Source organism: Haloarcula sp. MBLA0138 (assembly GCF_055632455.1).
The window spans coordinates 143,257-161,043 of the sequence record NZ_CM145746.1; the positions used below are offsets into that span (position 1 = coordinate 143,257).

Annotated in this window: 18 protein-coding genes; 10 read left to right on the forward strand and 8 right to left on the reverse strand. The window is 70.3% G+C overall.

The features are described from left to right. Window positions 1-14: 14 nt before the first annotated feature. The 4 genes from ACV7JO_RS00750 to pyrH form a co-directional block, all read right to left on the reverse strand. Complete coding sequence (locus ACV7JO_RS00750) at window positions 15-1,784, reverse strand: site-2 protease family protein (protein WP_470354430.1); 1,770 nt, start codon at window positions 1,782-1,784, stop codon at window positions 15-17. A gap of 114 nt (window positions 1,785-1,898) precedes the next feature. Further along, the gene (locus tag ACV7JO_RS00755; RefSeq protein ID WP_470354431.1) at window positions 1,899-2,108 is read right to left on the reverse strand and encodes a hypothetical protein; all 210 of its coding nucleotides are present in this window, start codon (window positions 2,106-2,108) and stop codon (window positions 1,899-1,901) included. A gap of 50 nt (window positions 2,109-2,158) precedes the next feature. After that, window positions 2,159-3,799, reverse strand: coding sequence for a lysine--tRNA ligase (lysS, locus tag ACV7JO_RS00760; protein ID WP_470354432.1), 1,641 nt, complete (start codon window positions 3,797-3,799; stop codon window positions 2,159-2,161). Between the two features lies 1 nt (window position 3,800). Continuing rightward, window positions 3,801-4,487 carry a UMP kinase gene (gene pyrH, locus ACV7JO_RS00765; protein WP_470354433.1) on the reverse strand — a complete coding sequence of 229 codons (687 nt, stop codon included), beginning with the start codon at window positions 4,485-4,487 and terminating at the stop codon, window positions 3,801-3,803. A 350-nt stretch (window positions 4,488-4,837) separates the two neighbouring features. Between pyrH and ACV7JO_RS00770 the strand changes: the two genes are divergently transcribed. The 3 genes from ACV7JO_RS00770 (at window position 4,838) to ACV7JO_RS00780 (ending at window position 6,699) form a co-directional block, all read left to right on the forward strand. Further along, window positions 4,838-5,086, forward strand: coding sequence for a DUF7123 family protein (locus ACV7JO_RS00770; RefSeq protein ID WP_470354434.1), 249 nt, complete (start codon window positions 4,838-4,840; stop codon window positions 5,084-5,086). A gap of 111 nt (window positions 5,087-5,197) precedes the next feature. Next, on the forward strand, window positions 5,198-6,382 hold the full coding sequence (locus ACV7JO_RS00775) for a site-2 protease family protein (RefSeq protein WP_470354435.1): 1,185 nt from the start codon (window positions 5,198-5,200) through the stop codon (window positions 6,380-6,382). A 191-nt stretch (window positions 6,383-6,573) separates the two neighbouring features. Further along, window positions 6,574-6,699 (forward strand): hypothetical protein, encoded by a 126-nt coding sequence (locus ACV7JO_RS00780; RefSeq protein ID WP_470354436.1) that lies wholly within the window; start codon window positions 6,574-6,576, stop codon window positions 6,697-6,699. Between the two features lie 38 nt (window positions 6,700-6,737). Here ACV7JO_RS00780 and thiL read toward each other — a convergent pair whose 3' ends face one another. Then, complete coding sequence (gene thiL / locus ACV7JO_RS00785; RefSeq protein ID WP_470354437.1) at window positions 6,738-7,604, reverse strand: thiamine-phosphate kinase; 867 nt, start codon at window positions 7,602-7,604, stop codon at window positions 6,738-6,740. Between the two features lie 82 nt (window positions 7,605-7,686). Here thiL and ACV7JO_RS00790 point away from each other — a divergent pair, with 82 nt between their 5' ends. The 6 genes from ACV7JO_RS00790 to ACV7JO_RS00815 all read left to right on the forward strand — a co-directional run bounded on the left by ACV7JO_RS00790 (window position 7,687) and on the right by ACV7JO_RS00815 (window position 12,115). Next, window positions 7,687-8,724 (forward strand): lysylphosphatidylglycerol synthase transmembrane domain-containing protein, encoded by a 1,038-nt coding sequence (locus ACV7JO_RS00790; RefSeq protein WP_470354438.1) that lies wholly within the window; start codon window positions 7,687-7,689, stop codon window positions 8,722-8,724. A 77-nt stretch (window positions 8,725-8,801) separates the two neighbouring features. Further along, on the forward strand, window positions 8,802-9,263 hold the full coding sequence (locus ACV7JO_RS00795; protein WP_470354439.1) for a 30S ribosomal protein S19e: 462 nt from the start codon (window positions 8,802-8,804) through the stop codon (window positions 9,261-9,263). 79 nt (window positions 9,264-9,342) lie between these two features. Beyond that, complete coding sequence (locus ACV7JO_RS00800; protein WP_470354440.1) at window positions 9,343-9,690, forward strand: DNA-binding protein; 348 nt, start codon at window positions 9,343-9,345, stop codon at window positions 9,688-9,690. Then, window positions 9,691-10,296 (forward strand): DUF7411 family protein, encoded by a 606-nt coding sequence (locus tag ACV7JO_RS00805; RefSeq protein WP_470354441.1) that lies wholly within the window; start codon window positions 9,691-9,693, stop codon window positions 10,294-10,296. Window positions 10,297-10,361: 65 nt separating this feature from the next. After that, window positions 10,362-11,669, forward strand: coding sequence for a histidine--tRNA ligase (gene hisS, locus ACV7JO_RS00810; protein ID WP_470354442.1), 1,308 nt, complete (start codon window positions 10,362-10,364; stop codon window positions 11,667-11,669). A gap of 38 nt (window positions 11,670-11,707) precedes the next feature. After that, window positions 11,708-12,115 carry an SHOCT domain-containing protein gene (locus ACV7JO_RS00815; protein ID WP_470354443.1) on the forward strand — a complete coding sequence of 136 codons (408 nt, stop codon included), beginning with the start codon at window positions 11,708-11,710 and terminating at the stop codon, window positions 12,113-12,115. On the opposite strand, the gene ACV7JO_RS00820 is transcribed toward ACV7JO_RS00815, so the two are convergent. From ACV7JO_RS00820 to ACV7JO_RS00830, 3 genes are all read right to left on the reverse strand, one after another. Beyond that, window positions 12,112-12,618, reverse strand: a complete 507-nt coding sequence (locus ACV7JO_RS00820; RefSeq protein ID WP_470354444.1) for a GNAT family N-acetyltransferase — start codon at window positions 12,616-12,618, stop codon at window positions 12,112-12,114. The genes ACV7JO_RS00815 and ACV7JO_RS00820 overlap by 4 nt on opposite strands. A gap of 98 nt (window positions 12,619-12,716) precedes the next feature. After that, window positions 12,717-14,528: a PAS domain S-box protein gene (locus tag ACV7JO_RS00825; RefSeq protein WP_470354445.1), complete on the reverse strand. Its 1,812-nt coding sequence runs from the start codon at window positions 14,526-14,528 to the stop codon at window positions 12,717-12,719. Between the two features lie 4 nt (window positions 14,529-14,532). Then, window positions 14,533-15,993 carry an ATPase domain-containing protein gene (locus ACV7JO_RS00830; protein WP_470354446.1) on the reverse strand — a complete coding sequence of 487 codons (1,461 nt, stop codon included), beginning with the start codon at window positions 15,991-15,993 and terminating at the stop codon, window positions 14,533-14,535. A 102-nt stretch (window positions 15,994-16,095) separates the two neighbouring features. Between ACV7JO_RS00830 and ACV7JO_RS00835 the strand changes: the two genes are divergently transcribed. Beyond that, window positions 16,096-17,787: a histidine kinase N-terminal 7TM domain-containing protein gene (locus ACV7JO_RS00835; protein ID WP_470354447.1), complete on the forward strand. Its 1,692-nt coding sequence runs from the start codon at window positions 16,096-16,098 to the stop codon at window positions 17,785-17,787.

Here is a 17,787-nt window from a genome sequence, read left to right on the forward strand (position 1 = left end):
AACGGAACGGCCGGCTACGCCAGCAGCCGCGGCCCGAACACCATCACCAGCAGGCCGCTTATCATCGTCAGCGTGATAGCGACGGTCACGGCCGTCGTCAGCCGCCGGCGGTCCGGTATCGGCACCCGCGAGACGAACGTCTCCGTGCTGGTCCGGAGGATGTGGCCGCCGTCGAGCGGGAACGTCGGCACGCAGTTGAACTGCCCGATGACGATGTTTATCCAGCCGGTCCAGAACAGGACGTTGGCGAGCAGGAACGCCGCGCCCCCACCAAGCGCCGACAGCGGTCCCTGTACGGTGTAGAAGTTCGTCGCGAAGCCGGTGAACCCGGGGAAGTTGTAGCTGATGGCGCTGCCCGGCGCGTCGCCGATGAGCGGCAACAGGAACGTCAGGTAGACCCGCTGGACGAACCCCACGTCGGACTGGGCCTCGGTGGCCGGCTCGCCGCCGATGATGCCCAAGAACGTCGCCGCGGGGTACGGGTCGAGCCCGAAGTCGTCCACCTCGACGCCGCTGATGCCGGGCTGGGGACTGATGCCGAGCAACGCGCCGCCGGTCGCCTCGTTCGTTCCGGGCGTGACCTCGTAGACCCGCCGCTGGCCGTCGACGTAGGCGACGACGGTCACCGTCTCGCTCGGCTCGGACTCCCCGAGGACGCCGACCAGCGCCGTCGAGTTCACGGTGCGCTGGCCGTCGACGGACGTGATGACGACGCCGGACCCGGCCGGCGCGCCCTCGGCGTGCAGCGGGCCGTCCTCGGCGACGAGTGCGTAGCTCCCCAGCGGCATCGTCACGCTCCGCCCGGCCGCGGTCGTGACGTTCGCCACCGGGTGGGCGCTGGCCGCCGTAACGAACTCGCTTCTGGTGTCGACCGCGGTCCCGTTGACGGCGACGACGGTCTCACCGCTCGCGACCGGCGCGCTCGTGACGGCGGTGCTGACGACGACGGAGCGCTCGACGGTCACCGGCGGCCCGTCCCGGCGCTCGACGCGGACCCGCTCGCTCTCCGTCGCCGCGAGCGCCCGCTGGAGGTCGCTGGGCTCGGTCACCTGCTGCCCCTCGACGGCGGTGATGACGTCGCCGGAGCCGATGCCGGCCTCGGCCGCGGGCGTGTCCTCCAGCGCGCCGCCGACGTGGAAGCCGTCGACGACGGCGATGGAGCCGGCGACCGGTCCGAAAAGCAGGAGGAGCGCGACGACGGCGATGGCGAAGTTGTTGGTCACCCCCGCCGCGTACATCCGGGTCTGTGCACCCCGGTTCGACCGCAACAGCCCCTCCTCGTCGGGTTCGACGAACGCCCCGACAGGGACGACCGTCAGCGCCGCCAGCCCCATCGACTCGATGTCGATGTCCTCGACCCGGCACATGAGGCCGTGGCCCCCTTCGTGGACGACGAGTCCGAGCAGGAGGCCGAAGACGATTTCCGGGGCGACCGACAGCGGTAGGAAGTCGTTGACGCCCGGTATCGCGAGCGCGTTCTGTGGCTCGTTTAGCGCCGACGGCTGCGGGTCGACGATGGCCTGATACGCCCCCAGCAGGACCAGCAGGAACGAGCCGACCATCACGACCAGCGCGACGCCGACGCCGAGGTTCCCCCACGCCCGCCAGAAGCGCTTGGGCGCGGCCAGCCGGTCCAAGACAGCCTTCCCCTTCTGCGTGTGTATCGTCGTTATCGGCCCGCTAAAGCGGACGTAGTCGGGAATCACCCCTTGGGTCTTCAGCACCATCGCTACCAGCGTGTAGGCGACCACGCCGGCGAGGACCCACGTCAGCGTACTCACCATTACCGTGACGGTGGGTCCGTCGACGCAAGAGAGTTTGGTTCGACCGCGGTCGCCGCGTTCGGTCGCCCCCGCCGCCGTCGTCCGTTCGATGTCGCTCGACCGCTGCCACGGCGACTACGCGCCCCGCTCGTGAGCGAGGACGGCCACGGCCACCGCGGCCGCGAGCGTCGTCACCGCGACCGCGGCGGCGTAGTAGGGGTTGGCGAAGTCGGGACTGGTGAGAAACACGACCAGCGTGAACGTTGCGCCTGCCAACACCACCCACATCGCTCGGGTGTCCGGGTCGTACGCTTCCCGTAGGAAGTTCCGGAGGGTGCTGGACATACCATCCCGTAGCCGCCCCGTCACCTAACTGTTTGGGGACGCCACCGGACTCAGGACTCGCGGCGCAGTCGCTGTACGACGAACTCGCGGTCGAGTTTGGCGACGAACGGTCCTAGTTGGGGGCCCTCGTCGTCGTCGAACAGCAGGCGGTAGCCGGCCGCGAAGAAGTCGCCGATGTCGATGTCGTGGCGCTTGGCCGTCTCGTATATCTCGCCCTGTATCGCCTCGCCGTCGTGGCCCTCCGCGACGAAGTCGGCGAGGTCGTCGAGGGCGGCCGCGGTCGCCGCGTCGAACTCCGCGTCGGGCATCTCCGCGCGCTTGAGTTCGTAGTCGAACTCGTTGCCGGTCCGCCGGGCCCAGTTGCGGGCGCGCTCGACGCGGGCCAGCGCTCCCTCGACGGCCCACTCGGGGGCGTCCTCGGGGATGTGGCCCTCCTTGCGGGCGATGTCCTCCCGGAGGGCGGGGTCGTCGGTCATCCCGAGCACCGCGGCGAACGTGTAGGGGATGCGGACCCGCTCGCCGTCGACCGCGTCGACGACCATCGGATAGGCGCGCTCGGCGACGGCGGCCTCGTCCTCGTCGCGGGGGTCGGTCTCGCCGAAGTAGACGGCCTCGAAGCGGTCGAACTCGTCGACCAGCCGGTCGACGCTCTCGACGGAGAAGTCCCGCTGCTTGCGGGGGTTCTTCGTGAAGAAGTAGCGGAACACTTCGGGTTCGAGGATGTCGAGCACTTCGTCGACGGTGACGACGTTGCCCGACGACGACGAGAGGGCGTCGCCGTCCAGCGTGAACCACTCGTACACCATCGGCACCGGCGGCTCGACGCCGAGGACGTTCTCGGCGATGTCCTCGCCGGAGGGCCACGACCCCTCGGCGTGGTCCTTCCCGAACGGCTCGAAGTCGACGCCCAGTAACTCCCACTGGGCGGGCCACTCGAAGCGCCACGGTAGCTTGCCGTCCCGCAAGGTAGCGACGCCCTCGTGACCGCAGCCCTCGATGGTCCCGTCGCCCGCGTCCACGTCCGTACAGACGTAGCTGACCTCGCCGGCGTCGAGGTCGACACCGGTGACGCCCTCGGTGAGAATACCGCAGTTCGCACACTGGGGCACGAACGGGACGTAGTCGTCGTCGACCTTGCTCTGGTACTCGGATAGCACCTCGCGCGCGCGGTCGGCCCGCTCTAGCACGCGGCGGGTGACGGCCTCGAACTCGCCGCGCTCGTACAGGTCGGTGTTCGAGACGAACTCCACGTCGACGCCGACCAGTTCGGCGCTCTCTTTCAGCAGGTTCGTGAAGTGCGCGCCGTAGGAGTCACAGCAGCCGAAGGGGTCCGGGATGTCGGTGTAGGGCTTCCCGAGGTTCCGGCCCAGCGCGCCGGCGTCGACCTCGCCCAGTCCGACGACGTTCCAGTCGAGGTCCGCGAGCCGTCGGGGCACCTTCCGCAGGCGGTCCTTGTCGTCGGCAGTGAACACCTGCCGGACCTCGCGACCGCGGTCCCGGAGCGCCTCGGCGACGAAGTGGCCCCGCATTATCTCGTTGAAGTGGCCGATGTGCGGGACGCCGGAGGGTGAGACGCCGCCCTTGACCACGATTGGCTCCTCGGGGTCGCGGGCCTCTACCACGTCGGCGACGGCGTCGGCCCAGAAGGGCTGGTCGGCGTCGCTGCCGACGGCGTAGGGGTCTTCGGCCATCTCAGCCCTCCGGGCGGATTTCGGTGCCCTCGAACCCGTCGCCCCGAACCGCGCGGGCGACGGCGTCGGGGTCGGTACCGTCGAGTACGACCGTTCGGATGCCCGACCGCTGGACGACCTTCGCGGCCAGCAGGTCGACCGGAGCGTTGCTCCCGGCGTCCATCTCCATGTCGGCGATGATGTCGACCAGTTCGCCCGCGGCGAGGTCGTCGAACCGCGTCGCCGCGGGGTCCTCGTTGGGGTCCGCGTCGAAGACACCCGGGACGGAGGTGGCGTAGACGAGCAGGTCCGCGCCGACGTACTCGGCGAAGGCGGCGGCGACGGCGTCGGTGGTCTGGGCGGCGACGATGCCGCCCAACACCGGGATGTCGCCCCGGCGGATGGCCTCCCGACCCGCCTCGTAGCTCTCCGCGGGCGTGGGGGCCGCGCGGTCGTCCAGCGCGGCGATGAGCAGGCGGCCGTTCAGCCGGGTGACCGCGATGCCCAGTTGGTCCAGTTCTATCTCGTTGGCCCCCAGTTCGCGGGCGGTCCCGATGTACTCGCGGGCGGTCGGCCCGCCGCCGACCACCGCCCCGAGGGTGTGGCCGGCCTCGTCGAGCGACTGGAGCGTCGATGCGTACGCGGCGACCCGGTCGGAGTCGAGGTCGGGGGCCAACACGCTGCCACCGACCGAGACGACGACTTTCATTGGCCCGGGGTAGCCCCGATGCGCTCTTAAGGGTTGTCAATACCGGTCTCGCCCCGCCTACCGCCTGTCAAGCGTTCGCTCACCGGCTCCTGCGAGGCGTAATAATCGGCGATACTGGCCGCAAAACGGCGCTGAGATACGTCAGACGGCGCTTTTACACAGTGCGAAAACCGCCACCTCACTCTACCGCTCTCACGACCTCAGATAGCTTCGTAAAACGAATACGGCCTTCTCGAACCGTAGTGAAAGGTGCGTTTCACGCCGGTTCGGCCTGAAAGTGACCGAAGTGACACGAAGCTTCCTTTCTTTATATACCCCCAGAGCAGTTACGGGTGAGTGAGGTGACACAGATGAGCGCTACTACGACGCCCTCCCGCGAGGAAGAGCCCTCGAAAGAACAGCGACTGAAGTCCTTCCTCGCCGAGAAAGCCAGCGACGGCGAGATGTACTTCAAGAGCAAGTTCATCGCCGACGAAGTCGGACTCTCCCCCAAGGAAATCGGGGCACTGATGGTGAAGCTCAAGGACAGCGCCACGGAGATAGAGGTCGAGAAGTGGTCGTACACGAGCGCGACCACGTGGCGCGTCGAACCGGCCTGAAGCCCCCGCGTCCCCAGCCCCGCCCAGCTCTGCGGTCCGTTCTTCTCGTTTCCGTCCCCGACAGCGACGGTGTCGGGGAGTATTAGTGGCCCGGCCCGCTACCCCGAGCCGATGAGTCGCATCCCCGACGACCACCCCTCCCCCGCCGAACTCGCCGGGCTGTTTCACGTCGAGACCGTCAGGCGGGACGGCGACGCGGTGCGGTACGTCGGCCGCCCGCTCGGGCCGCCACAGACCGTCCTCGCCGAACTCCGGGCGGCGCTCGGTCCCGATGGGTACGCCGTCCGACTGGAGCGACCGGCGGTCGAGTCGACCGACGGCGGTCGCGCCCCGGTCGTCGACTCCCCGACCGACTCCGCCTACGCGCTCGTCGTCGAACCGCAGTCGACGGGCGGGGGGGTTCCGTGGCTCAACGTCGCCCTGTTGCTCGTCACCGTCGCCTCGACGCTGTACGTCGGCGCGAGCCGGTGGTACTACATCCCGGTCGCCGAGCAGCCCCTCCGCGTCTTCGAGGCGTGGCCGTTCGTCGTCGCCATGCTCGGCGTGTTGGGCATCCACGAACTCGGCCACTACGCCGCCGCCCGCTACCACGGCGTCGACGTGACGCTGCCGTACTTCATCCCGTTTCCCTCGCTCCTGGGGACGATGGGCGCGGTCATCAACATCCGGGGGCGCATCCCCGACCGCGAGGCGCTGTTCGACATCGGCGTCGCGGGACCGCTGGCCGGACTGGTCGCCACGGCCGTCGTCACCGTCGTCGGGCTCTCGCTCGACCCGATACAGGTCCCGGCCGGCGTCGCGGCCGGCGACGCGGCCTTCAGCATCCGGTTCAACGAGCCGTTACTGCTCCGCGCGCTGCGCTGGCTCGTCGACGCCGCGGGACTGACCGCCGCGGTCGGGGCCGGCGAGGCGGTCCACCCCATCGTCTTCGCCGGCTGGGCCGGGATGTTCTTCACCTTCCTGAACCTGCTTCCCGTCGGCCAACTCGACGGCGGCCACGTCGTCCGCGCCGTCGTCGGCCCCCGACAGGAGACGGTGGCGGCGGCCGTCCCGGCCGCGCTGTTCTCGCTCGCCGGCTTCCTCTATCTCACCCGGGCCGCCCCACCCGTTGGATTGGGCGTCTGGACCCTGTGGGTGTTCTGGGGCCTGCTCTCGACCGTCTTCGCCTACACCGGCCCCGTCCGGCCGACGGTCGACACCCCGCTGGACCGCCGGCGCGTGGCGCTCGCTGCCGTCACCGCCGCCCTCGGCGTGGCCTGTTTCACGCCCGTCCCGTTCGAAATCGTCGCGGCGTAGCGGGGACCCCGTCTCGACAGAGACCCGATCAGAACCCTCTCTGAACTATCTCGTCTATTCTCGGGCCGTTTTCACGCTCCCGGAGTCCCCACTCAAAACCGGCCTGAACGCGTCGGTCGCGTGAAACGACCCGAACGCACGGCAAGCGTCTGGGGTTTATACGACGGTCCGGGGCGTAGGCGTAGGTACACATGCCCGCCCCTCCGCTTCGAACCGCCGAGACCGAGCACCGGGACCGACTCTCCTACGACGAGCGCGCCGACGCCGCCGAGCGTGCCGTCGAAGCCGTCGCCCGCGCGCTCGCCACCCGGCGCTGAGACGGGTCGTCAGAGCAGCCCCGGGACGCCGCCCGCAGTTAGTGCGAGTAGCCCCGGTCGGGCAGGGCGTCGCCGTCGAGGGTCACCCCGTCGTCGGTGACGCGCCCGATTCGGTGCAGCGCACACGGCGTCGCCGTCCGCGCGGTCCCGATGGCGTCCTCCGGAACGGTACAGACCAACTCGAAGTCCTCCCCGAAGAACGCGCCGAGTTCCAGTCGGTCCTCGTCGTCCGTCGACACTCCCTCGACCGCGTCGGCTATCGGCAGCGGCGTCTCGACGGCCATCCCGCAGTCGCTCGCCGCGGCCAACTGGTGCAGCGAGCGCGCCAGCCCGTCGCTGGAGTCCATCATCGCCGTAGCGTGGGGTGCGAGCGCGCGCCCCGCCGCCACGCGGGGCCGGAACCGGAACAGGTCGTTCGCCCGCTCGGTCTCGCCGCGCTCGAACAGCCTGAGTGCGGCCGCCGACCGGCCTAGCGTCCCCGTGACACACACCGCCTCGCCCGGCGACGCCCCGGACCGCCGGACCGGCGCGTCGGACTCGCCGACGGCGGTCGTGGCGACGGTGAACTCCCCGTGGTCGTCGAGGTCGCCGCCGACGTACTCGCAGCCGGTGGCCTCGCAGACCCCGACCGCGCCGTCGACGAACGCCCGTAACTCTTCCGCGACGAACTCGGGGGCGGCGTAGACGGCGACGGCGGCCGTCGGGTCGGCCCCCATCGCCGCCACGTCCGACAGCGACGCGCCGACCGCCCGCCAGCCCGCGGTGTAGGGCGCAGTCCCGTCGGGGAAGTCCGTCCGCTCGTGGAGCATGTCGGTCGTGATGACTTGCCCGTCCACGACGGCGCAGTCGTCGCCGGCCGCCGGCAGGCGGTCACCGAGTAACGCGAGTGCGGCCCGCTCGTCCATACCGTCACCTCGCGGCCGGGCGGCAAAAGGGCGGGGCTTCGTCCCCGGTGCCTTCAAGCCCCGGACGCGTGAGGCCAACGGTATGGACGACAGCCGGTGGCCGACAGTGGTGGGCTTCGCTGGGGCGCTCGCCGTGCTCGGAGCGCTGGTCTACGTCGTCGGCGTCGACGACACGGTGGCGGCGCTGACGACGGCGAACCCGGCCGGTGTGGCCCTCGTCGTCGGCATCGCCGCGGTCTGGCTCACGTCGTGGGGGCTGGCGCTGTGGAGCGTCCTCCGGGCGCTCTCGGCCCCGGTCCCCGTCCACACGGCCGTCCTCGTGTTCGCGGCCGCGGTGTTCTCGAACAACGTCACTCCCTTCGGACAGGCCGGTGGCGAGCCCCTGAGCGCTCTGCTCATCTCGACGGCTGCCGACAGCGAGTACGAGACCGGCCTCGCCGCCATCGCCAGCGTCGACACCATCCACTTCGTCCCCTCGGTCGGCTACGCCGCCGTCGGACTGACCTTCGTCGCCGCGGGGGCGGTCAGGCTCGGGCGGAACCTCGTCTTCGCGGCCGCCGCCATCGCAGGCCTCGCGGTCGGACTGCCTGTCGCGGCGTATCTCGGCTGGCGATACCGCTACGAGTTGGAGGAAACCGTCGTGCGGGCGCTGACACCCGCTATCCGCCTGCTCGGTCGCGTCGCGCCGAACCGCTCGGCACCGACGCCCGCGGCCATCGAGGCCCGAATCGAGAGCTTCTTCGCCGCCATCGACCGCGTCGCGGCCGACCGGCGGACGCTGTTGCGGACGCTCGCGTTCTCGGCGCTCGGGTGGGCGTGTCTGGCGGCGTCGCTGTGGGTGTCGCTGGCCGCCGTCGGCGCGCGGGTCCCGGCCGCGACCGTGTTGCTCGTCGTCCCCGTCGGGAGCATCGCCAGCCTCGCGCCGCTGCCGGGCGGTTCCGGCGCGATAGAGGCGGTGCTGGTGACGATGCTCGTCTCGACGGCCCCGGTGACGGCGGCGACGGCCACCTCGGCCGTACTGGTCCACCGGGGCGCGACGTACTGGCTCCCGACGCTGGTCGGGGGCGGCGTCGCCACAGCCTTGGGTGCCGGCCGGGCCGCCCCACCGAGCGAGGAGTGACCGCGGGGTCGTGAACGGTTCACGACCGGCGCGCGGTAACGACGCGTTTAAATGACGCCACGGGAAAGAAACCGTCAATGGCGACACTCTACGACGCTCCCACCGAGGCTCTCATCGAGGCCCTCGCGGAGACGCTCGACGACGAGGACGACATCGAACAGCCCGACTGGGCGGCGGTCACCAAGACCGGCGTCGACCGAGAACTCCCCCCCGAACAGGACGACTTCTGGCAGCGCCGGGCGGCCAGTCTGCTCCGGAAAGTCGCCGTCGACGGCCCCGTCGGCGTCAACAGCCTCCGGACGGCCTACGGAAGCTCGAAGCAGGGCTCGACCCGCTACCGCGTCCGCCCCAAGCAGAAGAGCAAGGGCTCCGGGAAGATCATCCGGGTCGCGCTCCAGCAACTGGAGGAGGCGGGCTACGTCGAGACCGCAAAGGAGGGCGGCCGCCGCGTCACCGGCGAGGGCCGCGCCCTGCTCGACGACACGGCCGGCGCGGTCATCGAGGACCTCGACCGCCCGGAACTCGAACGCTACGCGTAACTCCGACGCTTCCGCGCTCGTTCTGCCGTCGGTGGCTCCGTAATCGTTTTCCGGCGGAACGCAGTACTCTCTTGTAGCTATGAGTGGCGACCCAAGCGACGAGGAGCTCGAAGAGCTCCGGCAGAAGAAGATGGAGCAACTCAAAGAGCAACAGGAGGGTGGCGACGGCGAGGCCCAAGAGGCCGCCCAGCAGCAGGCCGAGGCTCAGAAGAAGGCTGTCCTCCGCCAGCATCTCAGCGACGGCGCTCGCAAGCGGCTCAATACGGTCAAGATGTCGAAGCCCCAAGTCGGCGAGCAGGTCGAACAGCAGGTCGTCGCGCTGGCCCGGAGCGGGCGGATACAGGACCAGATAGACGAGGACCAGATGAAGGAGCTCCTCTCGGAGCTGACGCCGGACTCGAAGAGCTTCGACATCAAGCGCCGGTAGATGCGCTGTGGCCTGCTGTACAGCGCGGGCAAGGACTCGACGCTGGCGGCGCTGCTTCTGGAGCCGTTCTACGACGTGACGCTGGTCAGTTGCACCGTCGGCGTCGTCGACCCCGAGCCGGCCCGCGAGGCCGCCGCAGCGGTCGGGTTCGACCACGAGACGGTCACGTTGGACCCCGAAGTGGTGAATGCGGCCGTCGACCGAATGCGTGAGGACGGCTTCCCGCGCAACGGCATCCAGCGGGTCCACGAACACGCCGTCGAGCGGGTGGCCGCCGGCGACTGGACCGACGGCCTCGACGCGGTGGCCGACGGGACGCGCCGGGACGACCGGGTACCGACCGTCGAACGGCCCCTCGCCCAGAGCGTCGAGGACCGCTTCGGCGTGGACTACCTCGCGCCGCTGGCCGGCGTCGGCCGCGGCGCGGTCGACGCGATGGCCGAGCGCGCGCTGGACGTGGAGACCGGACCGAGCGAAACCGTGCCGAAAGCCGACTACGAGGTCGAACTGCGGGCGCTGCTGGCCGAACGCCACGGTGACGGGGCCGTCGACGCGGTGTTTCCCGACCACACCCAGTCGCGGGTGCGCGGGCGGCGCGACGACTGACTCGCTTCCGGCGCGGCCGGGCGCGAACGGACAGGTTCAAGCGCGGCGTGACTGTACCAGCGGGTATGTACGACCGCGTCAAGGGGTTCCGCGACTTCTACCCCGAGGAGATGCAGGCCCGCCGGTGGGCGATGGACACGCTGGAGAGCGTGGCCGGCCGCTACGGCTTCCGGGAGATAGGGACGCCGGCGCTCGAACCGACGGCGATGTACGTCGACAAGAGCGGCGAGGAGATAGTCGAGGAGCTGTACAGCTTCGCGGATAAGGGTGGCCGCGAGGTGGCGCTGACGCCCGAACTCACCCCCTCCGTCGCCCGGATGTTCGTCGCCAAACAGCAGGCGCTCTCGAAGCCGGTCAAGTGGGTCTCCACCCGGCCGTTCTGGCGCTACGAGCAGGTCCAGCAGGGCCGGTTCCGCGAGTTCTACCAGACCAACGTCGATATATTCGGCTCCAGCGACCCCGCCGCCGACGCCGAGGTGCTGGCCGTCGCCGTCGACATGCTCACCGAACTGGGGCTGACGAGCGACGACTTCGAGATTCGGGTCTCCCACCGCGACGTGCTCTCGGGCCTGCTGGAGTCGTTCGACGCCGACGTGGACACTCGCGAGGCCATCCGCGCCGTCGACAAGCGCGCGAAGGTCGACCGCGAGGCGTACCTCGACGCCCTCGTGGCCGCCGGCCTCGACTACGGGCAGGCCGAGGAGTTCGACGACCTGCTGGGGGCCGACGAGAGCGAACTGGAGTCGCTCGTCGACGCCGCCGGTACGGAGACGGTCCGGGCGGCCATCGAGAACCTGCGGGCGGTGCTCGCGGCGACCGATGACTTCGGCGTCCGGGACCACCTCACGCTCTCGCTGACGACCGCTCGGGGACTGGACTACTACACGGGCGTCGTCTTCGAGTGTTTCGACTCCACCGGCGAGGTGTCGCGCTCGGTGTTCGGCGGCGGGCGCTACGACGACCTCATCGAGGGGTTCGGCGGCCAGCCCACGCCCGCGGTCGGGTTCGCGCCCGGCCACGCCACGCTCCAGTTGCTGTGTGAGCGGGCCGGCGTCTGGCCGGCCGAGGAATTGACGACGGACTACTACGTCCTCCAGATCGGCGACACCCGTCCGACCGCGGCCCGGGTCGCCCGGGACCTCCGCGAGCGGGGCCACGTCGTCGAGAGCGACGTGGCCGACCGCTCGTTCGGCGCGCAGATGGGGTACGCCGACGAGGTCAACGCCGAGACGGTCGTCGTCGTCGGCGAGCAGGACCTCGAAAACGGCGCGGTCACGGTCAAGGACATGGACAGCGGCGACCAGACGACCGCGCCGGTCGACGCGTTCCCGGGCGACCGCGAGCGGCCGACCTACGACGACTTCGCCGACTGACCGGGCGGTTTTTGTATCCCGGCGTTGTCACTTCCACCATGCCGCCGACCCTCCCCAAGCGGACGCTACTCGGCGTCGTCGCCGTCCTTTCCTTCGGCGCGACGGCGCTGCTCACCGTCTTCGAAGCCGGCGTCCTGATTCCGACAGTGTTCATCCTCGGTTTCGTCGTCCTGCTCCCCCTCATCGCCCTGCTCGGCGAGCGGTTCCCGCTCGTCGAACCCGCGGACGACGACGCCGAGGAGCGCGTGCCGGCCGACGGCGACACCGCACCGACGGCCCCCGCGCCGACCGCCGACGCGCCGGTCGAGGAACTGCGGGCGCGGTACGCTCGCGGCGACCTGACACACGAGGAGTTCGAGCGACGACTCGAACGGCTGCTGGAGACCGACGACCTGACCGACGGCGACGGCGGGAGCGACGAACGGGTGCGCGAACCGCAGCGCTAGAGCGGCCGCTCCATCTCGTACTCGGTCCGGTCGCGCATCCGCGTCTCGAAGCCGACGGCGTTGTACAGTTTGACGGCGATGCGGTTGGTGTGTGAGACGGTCAGCCAGACGTGGTCGAGTCCGTTCGCCTGCCCGTGGCCCAGCAGCGTCCGGATGAGCGCCGTCCCGACGCCGGCCGACTGGTAGTCGGGGTGGACGAAGATGGCGAGTTCGGCGTCGCCGTCGTGAGGGACGAGGACGGCGTGGCCGACCGGCCGCCCCTCGTGGCGCGCGACGACGTTCAGCCCGTCCGCGAGCAGGCCCGTGACCCACTCCCGGATGGCCGGCGGTTTACGGGGCGGGACGCCCTGTGACCGGGAGTCGGCACCGAACGCCGCGTACATCTCGACCAGCGGGTCGGAGTCGCCGTCGGACGCCGCGATGGCGACCGTCCGGCCCGCCGCGTCGGTGACCGAGCGGGGCGGGCGGGGGAACCGCTCGACCTCCGCGTGCGTGGGTGTCATCGCCCGTAACTACGGCCCCCAGCGGCCTAAACCCGTCACGTCTTCCCAGTGATTGGGAGCGCGGGTGAAACCCGTCGACGGCGCGCCGACTCAGGGACTTACTGCGACGGGGCGCGCTTGAACAGCAGGGTGACGACCGTCCGGTCGTCGGTCGAGTCGTCGAGGTGGACCCGGCCGCCGGCCCGCTCGACGCTCCACTTCACCAGCCAGAGCGAGAGCCCTTGGAGGTGTGACAGCGGCCCCTCGATACCGTTCTCGAGGACGGTCCGCTCGACCTCGTCGAGCGCGACGCCGTCGACGGCCACGCGCAGGGCCGCGTACGTGGGGTCGTCGGCCACCTCGACGGCGATGTCGACCGTCGGCCCCGACACCGCCGTCGCGTCGCGGACACTCTCGACGAGGTGGTCCAGACAGGCGTCGAGGTTCATCGGGTACCGAACGCGTCCGACGTCGGTCGTGTCGAGGGCCATCGATACGTCGGGGTAAGTCGTCGTCAACACCTCGCCGAAGGCGTCGACGACGCTCGCGAGGTCGCCCGTCGTCGCGCCGCCCGACAGCCGGTTCGGGTGGAACTCGCGGGCGGTCTCGCTCAGCGCCAGCAGTTCGGTCGCGGCGTCGTCGATGCGCTCGGCCAGTTCCGCGGTCTCCTCGGCCGTGGTCGTCTCGGCCATCGCCGCCAGCGTCTCGGCGGTCCCGATGATGGTGTTGGTCTTGTTCCGCACGTTGTGCCGGAGGACGCGGTCCAGCACCGATAGGCGGCTCTGGTGGTCGCGTATCTCCGTGATGTCGCGGGTGACGACGACGGTGTGTACTCCCTGGATAGTACCGCCGTCGCGCTCCGGCTGGACCCGACACTGCAACACGTCGCGCTCGCCGTCGGGTTCGGTGACCGTCAGTTCGCAGGTCTGTGTCTCGCCGGTCTCGGCGACGGCCCGCAGTGCCGCCTGCAGCTCCGCGGTCTGGTCGTCGTCCAACACCGTCTCGACGCTCGTCCCGACGCTCTCGCCCTGCGGGACGCCGAAGACGCGCTCGAACGCCCGGTTGGCGTACCGGACCTCGTCGTCCCCATCGAGGACGAATATCGGGTCGGTTATCGACTGGACGATGCGCTCGTACTGCATCAGCGTCGCCTCCCGCTCCTTGCGCTCTGTCACGTCGCGCTGGAAGCCGACGAAGTGGCTCACCTCGCCGTCGGTCCGGACCGGCTCGATGTCCAGCGCGTTCCAGAACGGCGTCCCGTCGCGCCGGTAGTTCAACACGTCGACCGACACCGGCTCCCCGTCGTCCAGCGCCGCCCGTATCCGTTCGACGGTCGCCGGGTTGGTCGCCTCACCTTGGAGAAAGCGGCAGTTGCGACCCACGGCCGCTTCGGGTTCGTAGCCGGTGAGTTCGCCGAACCCCTCGTTGACGTACGTGAGTTCCCGGTCGCCCCCGGCCTCGGCGATGCTGATTCCGACGCCGGACTCGTCCATCGCCCGCTCGTACAGTTCGAGGCGCTGTCGCCGCCGCGTCGAGGTCTGCGAGTGCCGGCGGGTCCGGACCAACCCGTCGATGCGGGCGCGTATCGCCGCGCTCGGGGCCGGTATCGGTTGGATGCCCGCGAGCGTCTCGCCGAGCGCGTCGGCGTAGCGCTCCCACGGCTCGCCGTCGTTGGCCCGGGCCAACAGGAGAACCGGCGCGTGGACCGGCTTCTCGACGGTCTGCCACGCGTCGATAGCGCCACGCCACCGCTCGAAGCCGCGTTCGTCGACGACACAGACGTCGCTACCCGCCGGTATCGACTCGGAGACGACCGTCGTCCGGTACTCGGACAGCCGGTCGACCAGTAGCTCGCGGTTCCGCGACCGCGTGACACAGAGCGCGACGCGGGGGCGCTCTGTGGTGTCGATGCCGGGAGTCGTCCGGTCCATCGTGTCAGCCGGTCCCGTCCCGGACCCGCTCGGGTGTGCCGGTGAGCAGGCCGCGGTAGCCGGTCAGTCGGTCACCGACCTCGAGCCCGTCCTCGCCGATGGCGAGCTCGCGCAGCGACCGTTCGAAGTCCCCGTAGCGTTTCTTGAGGACGCCGACGGACTTCTCGATGCGCCCGTCGACTTCGAGGTAGCGCAGGAACAGGATGTTGTCGGCGAGGTAGCTTATCCGCTCGCTCGTCGCGGCGAACTCGCCGGTGACGCTCTCGACTTCCTCGACGAGGACGACGGTGACGCCCATTCGCTTCAGATACCGACAGAGGGCGTGGAGTTCGCGGAGCAACTGGTCCTGTGACCCAGCGGTCTGGAGCCCGAGCCTGTAGCCGGACAGCCCGTCGAGCATCACGAGTTCGGCGTCGCGCTCCTCGACGGCCCGCCGGACTCGCATGGCGAACTCGTCGGGCGTCTGGGTCAGCGACTCGACCTCGGCCAGTTCCAGCCGCCCCTCGGCGACGTGGTCCTCGATATCCATGTCCAGTTGCGTACACCGGTCGACGAAGTCGGTCCGTAGTTCCTCGAAGAGGTACGCGACCGACTGCACGCCGGCCTCCGCGGCGGCTTCGAGGAAGTGTGTCCCCGTCGTCGTCTTCCCGACGCCGGAGGGCCCGGAGATGACCGTCACCGACCCGCGCTCGATGCCGCCGTCCAACAGGTCGTCCAGCCCCGCGACGCCGGAGCCAAACTGCGTCCCGGACCGCTCGCGGGCGTGGTCGCCGGGGACGAGTTTCGGGTAGACGCGCCCGCCCTCCCCGTCGTGGACGCGGTACGTGTGTCGCCCGCTGGCCGAGTCCGAGCCGCGGAACTTCGTCACTTCGAGCGTCCGGTGGTACGTCTCCCGGCGGAGTTCGAACGTGGCGTCCCCGAGGAACTGGAGGTCGGCGTCGGAGCCGTCGGCGGTGACCTGCGTCGTACACAGCGTCGTCGTGTCGCTCGATTTGAGCGTATTGAAAAGCGAGGAGATGGTCCGACGGAACTGGAAGTCGTCGGGTAGCAGCGACCGCAGTTCCGACAGCGGGTCGACGACCAGCCGGTCGGGCTGACGCTCCTCGATGGCGCTCGCTATCTCCGACAGCAGTTCTTGGCCCTCGACTTCCTCGGCGGGGAAGACGCTGTAGCTCTCGCTCTCGAAGAAGCGCTCGTCCTCGGCGCTGAGGTCGAGTATCGTCACGTCGCCGAGGTCGATTCCCAGCGTCGCCGCGTTCGCCCTGATGTCGCGCTCGCTCTCCTCGAAGCCGACGTACAGCCCGCCCTCTCCGGCCGCGAGATACTGGAGTGCCAGTATCGTCTTCCCGGTCCCCGGCCCCCCGCTGACGATAGCCGTCTGTCCCTCGCGCAGGCCGCCGTGCAACACCGCGTCGAGGCCCGGCGTGCCCGACGCGATTCGTGTCGGGCCGGTTCCGTGTGACATGTTTCTGTTGCCAACCGATTCGAGCGCACGACGGTTAAAGGAGGCGGCTCCAGCGACCCGAGGAACTTTACGCAGCCGGCGAAACCCCACGAAACGTCTCGCATGGTACTCTCCCCGCTGTCGGGCGTCCTGCTGGCCGCCGTCGCCGGGATGGCCGTCGCCTTCCTCGTCTGGCTCCACCGGGACCGCCCCGGTGCCGGGCCGCTCGCGGCCTTCGTCGTCGCCGCGAGTCTCTGGGCTGTCGCCTACGGGCTGGAACTCGCCGTCCCCGACGTGGACGCGATGGCGCGGCTCCTCCAGCTACAGCTGACGCTGTCGGCTGTCGTCCCCCTCGCGTGGCTGGTGACCGTCGTCGACTACGCTGGCCGGCCGGAGTGGCTCACTCGCCGGCGGTTCGCGGCCCTGCTCGTCGAGCCGGCCGTCTTCGTCACGCTCGTGTGGTCGAATGGGGGCCACGGGACCGTCTGGTCCGGGTCGGCGACGACGGCGGCCGGCGGGACGACCGCGTTAGTCCCCGTCTGGGGGCTGGCCTACTGGGGCCACGTGGCGTACACGCTCGCGCTCGTCCTCGCCGGCGGCGTCCTCCTCTCGGGGCTGCTGTTTCAGACGAACCGGCTGTACCGCGGGCAGGCACTGGCGCTACTGGTCGCCGTCGCCGTCCCGACGCTGGGCCACACGCTGTACGCGCTCGACGCGCTCCCGGTCACGTTCGACCCGACGAGCCTCGCCTACGTCGTCTCGGGCGTCGTCCTCTCGGGGGCCATCCTCCGCGGGCAGTTGCTCGACGTGGCCCCCGTGACCCGCGAACTCGGCCGCGAGGCGGTCTTCGCCGAGATGGACGACCCGGTCGTCATCGTCGACGAGTCGGGGCGGGTCGTCGATGTCAACGCCGCCGCGGCCGCGCTGTTCGACGACGGCCCGGACGCGCTGCCCGGCCGCTCGCTCGACGACGACCTGCCGGCCCTCGCCGACGCCCTCCCGCCGCAGGGCGAGTCCGGCCAGACCGAACTCTCGCTGGACCGCGACGGAGCCGTGCGGCACTACGACGTTCGCGTGACGCCGCTGTACCGGGCCTACGGCACCGTCTCGGGCCATCTCGTGAGCCTGCGGGACGTGACCGACCGGCGACAGCGCGAGCAGCGCATCGACGTGCTCAACCGGCTGTTGCGCCACGACATCCGCAACGAGATGAACGTCGTCCGGGGGAACGCCGACCTGCTGGCCGACAGCGTCGACCCGGCCGAGCGCGACCGCATCGACCGCATCCTCGACACCGTCGACGCGGTGGTCGAGCGCAGCGACAAGATCGGGCGCGTCTCGGAGGCCTTAGAGAGCGAGCGGCCGCGGCCGATGTCGCTGTCGCGGCTCCTCTCGCCGGTCGTCGCCGAGGCCCGACAGGCCAACCCCGACGCCGACATCTCGCTGTCCTGTCCGGACGACCTGTGGGTCGAGGGCGCGCCGTCGCTGGCGCTGGCCGTCGAGGAACTGCTGGACAACGCCGTCAGACACGGCGGCCCGGAGCCGACGGTCGCGGTGTCGGTCGCCGACGACGCGGCCGAGTCGACGGTATCCGTTCGCGTCAGCGACGACGGCCCCGGCATCGCGGACCACGAGCGGGCGGTCATCCAGTCGGGCGAGGAGACGCCGCTCCGGCACGGCTCCGGCGTCGGGCTCTGGCTGGTCAACTGGGTCGTCAGGAACGTCGGCGGGACCCTCGCGTTCGCCGACGCCGACGACGGCACGACTGTCGCGGTGGAACTGCCCCGAACCGACCCGCCAGTGGACGCCGACTGA

Coding starts and splice junctions, on each gene's coding strand:
- pyrH (WP_470354433.1), bottom strand. CDS start 4,487: ATGAAAGTCGTCGTCTCGGTCGGTGGCAGCGTGTTGGCCCCCGACCTC.
- ACV7JO_RS00750 (WP_470354430.1), bottom strand. CDS start 1,784: ATGGTGAGTACGCTGACGTGGGTCCTCGCCGGCGTGGTCGCCTACACG.
- ACV7JO_RS00815 (WP_470354443.1), top strand. CDS start 11,708: ATGCCGCCGACCCTCCCCAAGCGGACGCTACTCGGCGTCGTCGCCGTC.
- thiL (WP_470354437.1), bottom strand. CDS start 7,604: ATGGACGAGCGGGCCGCACTCGCGTTACTCGGTGACCGCCTGCCGGCG.
- ACV7JO_RS00795 (WP_470354439.1), top strand. CDS start 8,802: ATGGCGACACTCTACGACGCTCCCACCGAGGCTCTCATCGAGGCCCTC.
- ACV7JO_RS00835 (WP_470354447.1), top strand. CDS start 16,096: ATGGTACTCTCCCCGCTGTCGGGCGTCCTGCTGGCCGCCGTCGCCGGG.
- ACV7JO_RS00825 (WP_470354445.1), bottom strand. CDS start 14,528: ATGGACCGGACGACTCCCGGCATCGACACCACAGAGCGCCCCCGCGTC.
- lysS (WP_470354432.1), bottom strand. CDS start 3,799: ATGGCCGAAGACCCCTACGCCGTCGGCAGCGACGCCGACCAGCCCTTC.
- ACV7JO_RS00820 (WP_470354444.1), bottom strand. CDS start 12,618: ATGACACCCACGCACGCGGAGGTCGAGCGGTTCCCCCGCCCGCCCCGC.
- ACV7JO_RS00790 (WP_470354438.1), top strand. CDS start 7,687: ATGGACGACAGCCGGTGGCCGACAGTGGTGGGCTTCGCTGGGGCGCTC.
- hisS (WP_470354442.1), top strand. CDS start 10,362: ATGTACGACCGCGTCAAGGGGTTCCGCGACTTCTACCCCGAGGAGATG.
- ACV7JO_RS00770 (WP_470354434.1), top strand. CDS start 4,838: ATGAGCGCTACTACGACGCCCTCCCGCGAGGAAGAGCCCTCGAAAGAA.
- ACV7JO_RS00830 (WP_470354446.1), bottom strand. CDS start 15,993: ATGTCACACGGAACCGGCCCGACACGAATCGCGTCGGGCACGCCGGGC.
- ACV7JO_RS00800 (WP_470354440.1), top strand. CDS start 9,343: ATGAGTGGCGACCCAAGCGACGAGGAGCTCGAAGAGCTCCGGCAGAAG.
- ACV7JO_RS00805 (WP_470354441.1), top strand. CDS start 9,691: ATGCGCTGTGGCCTGCTGTACAGCGCGGGCAAGGACTCGACGCTGGCG.
- ACV7JO_RS00755 (WP_470354431.1), bottom strand. CDS start 2,108: ATGTCCAGCACCCTCCGGAACTTCCTACGGGAAGCGTACGACCCGGAC.
- ACV7JO_RS00780 (WP_470354436.1), top strand. CDS start 6,574: ATGCCCGCCCCTCCGCTTCGAACCGCCGAGACCGAGCACCGGGACCGA.
- ACV7JO_RS00775 (WP_470354435.1), top strand. CDS start 5,198: ATGAGTCGCATCCCCGACGACCACCCCTCCCCCGCCGAACTCGCCGGG.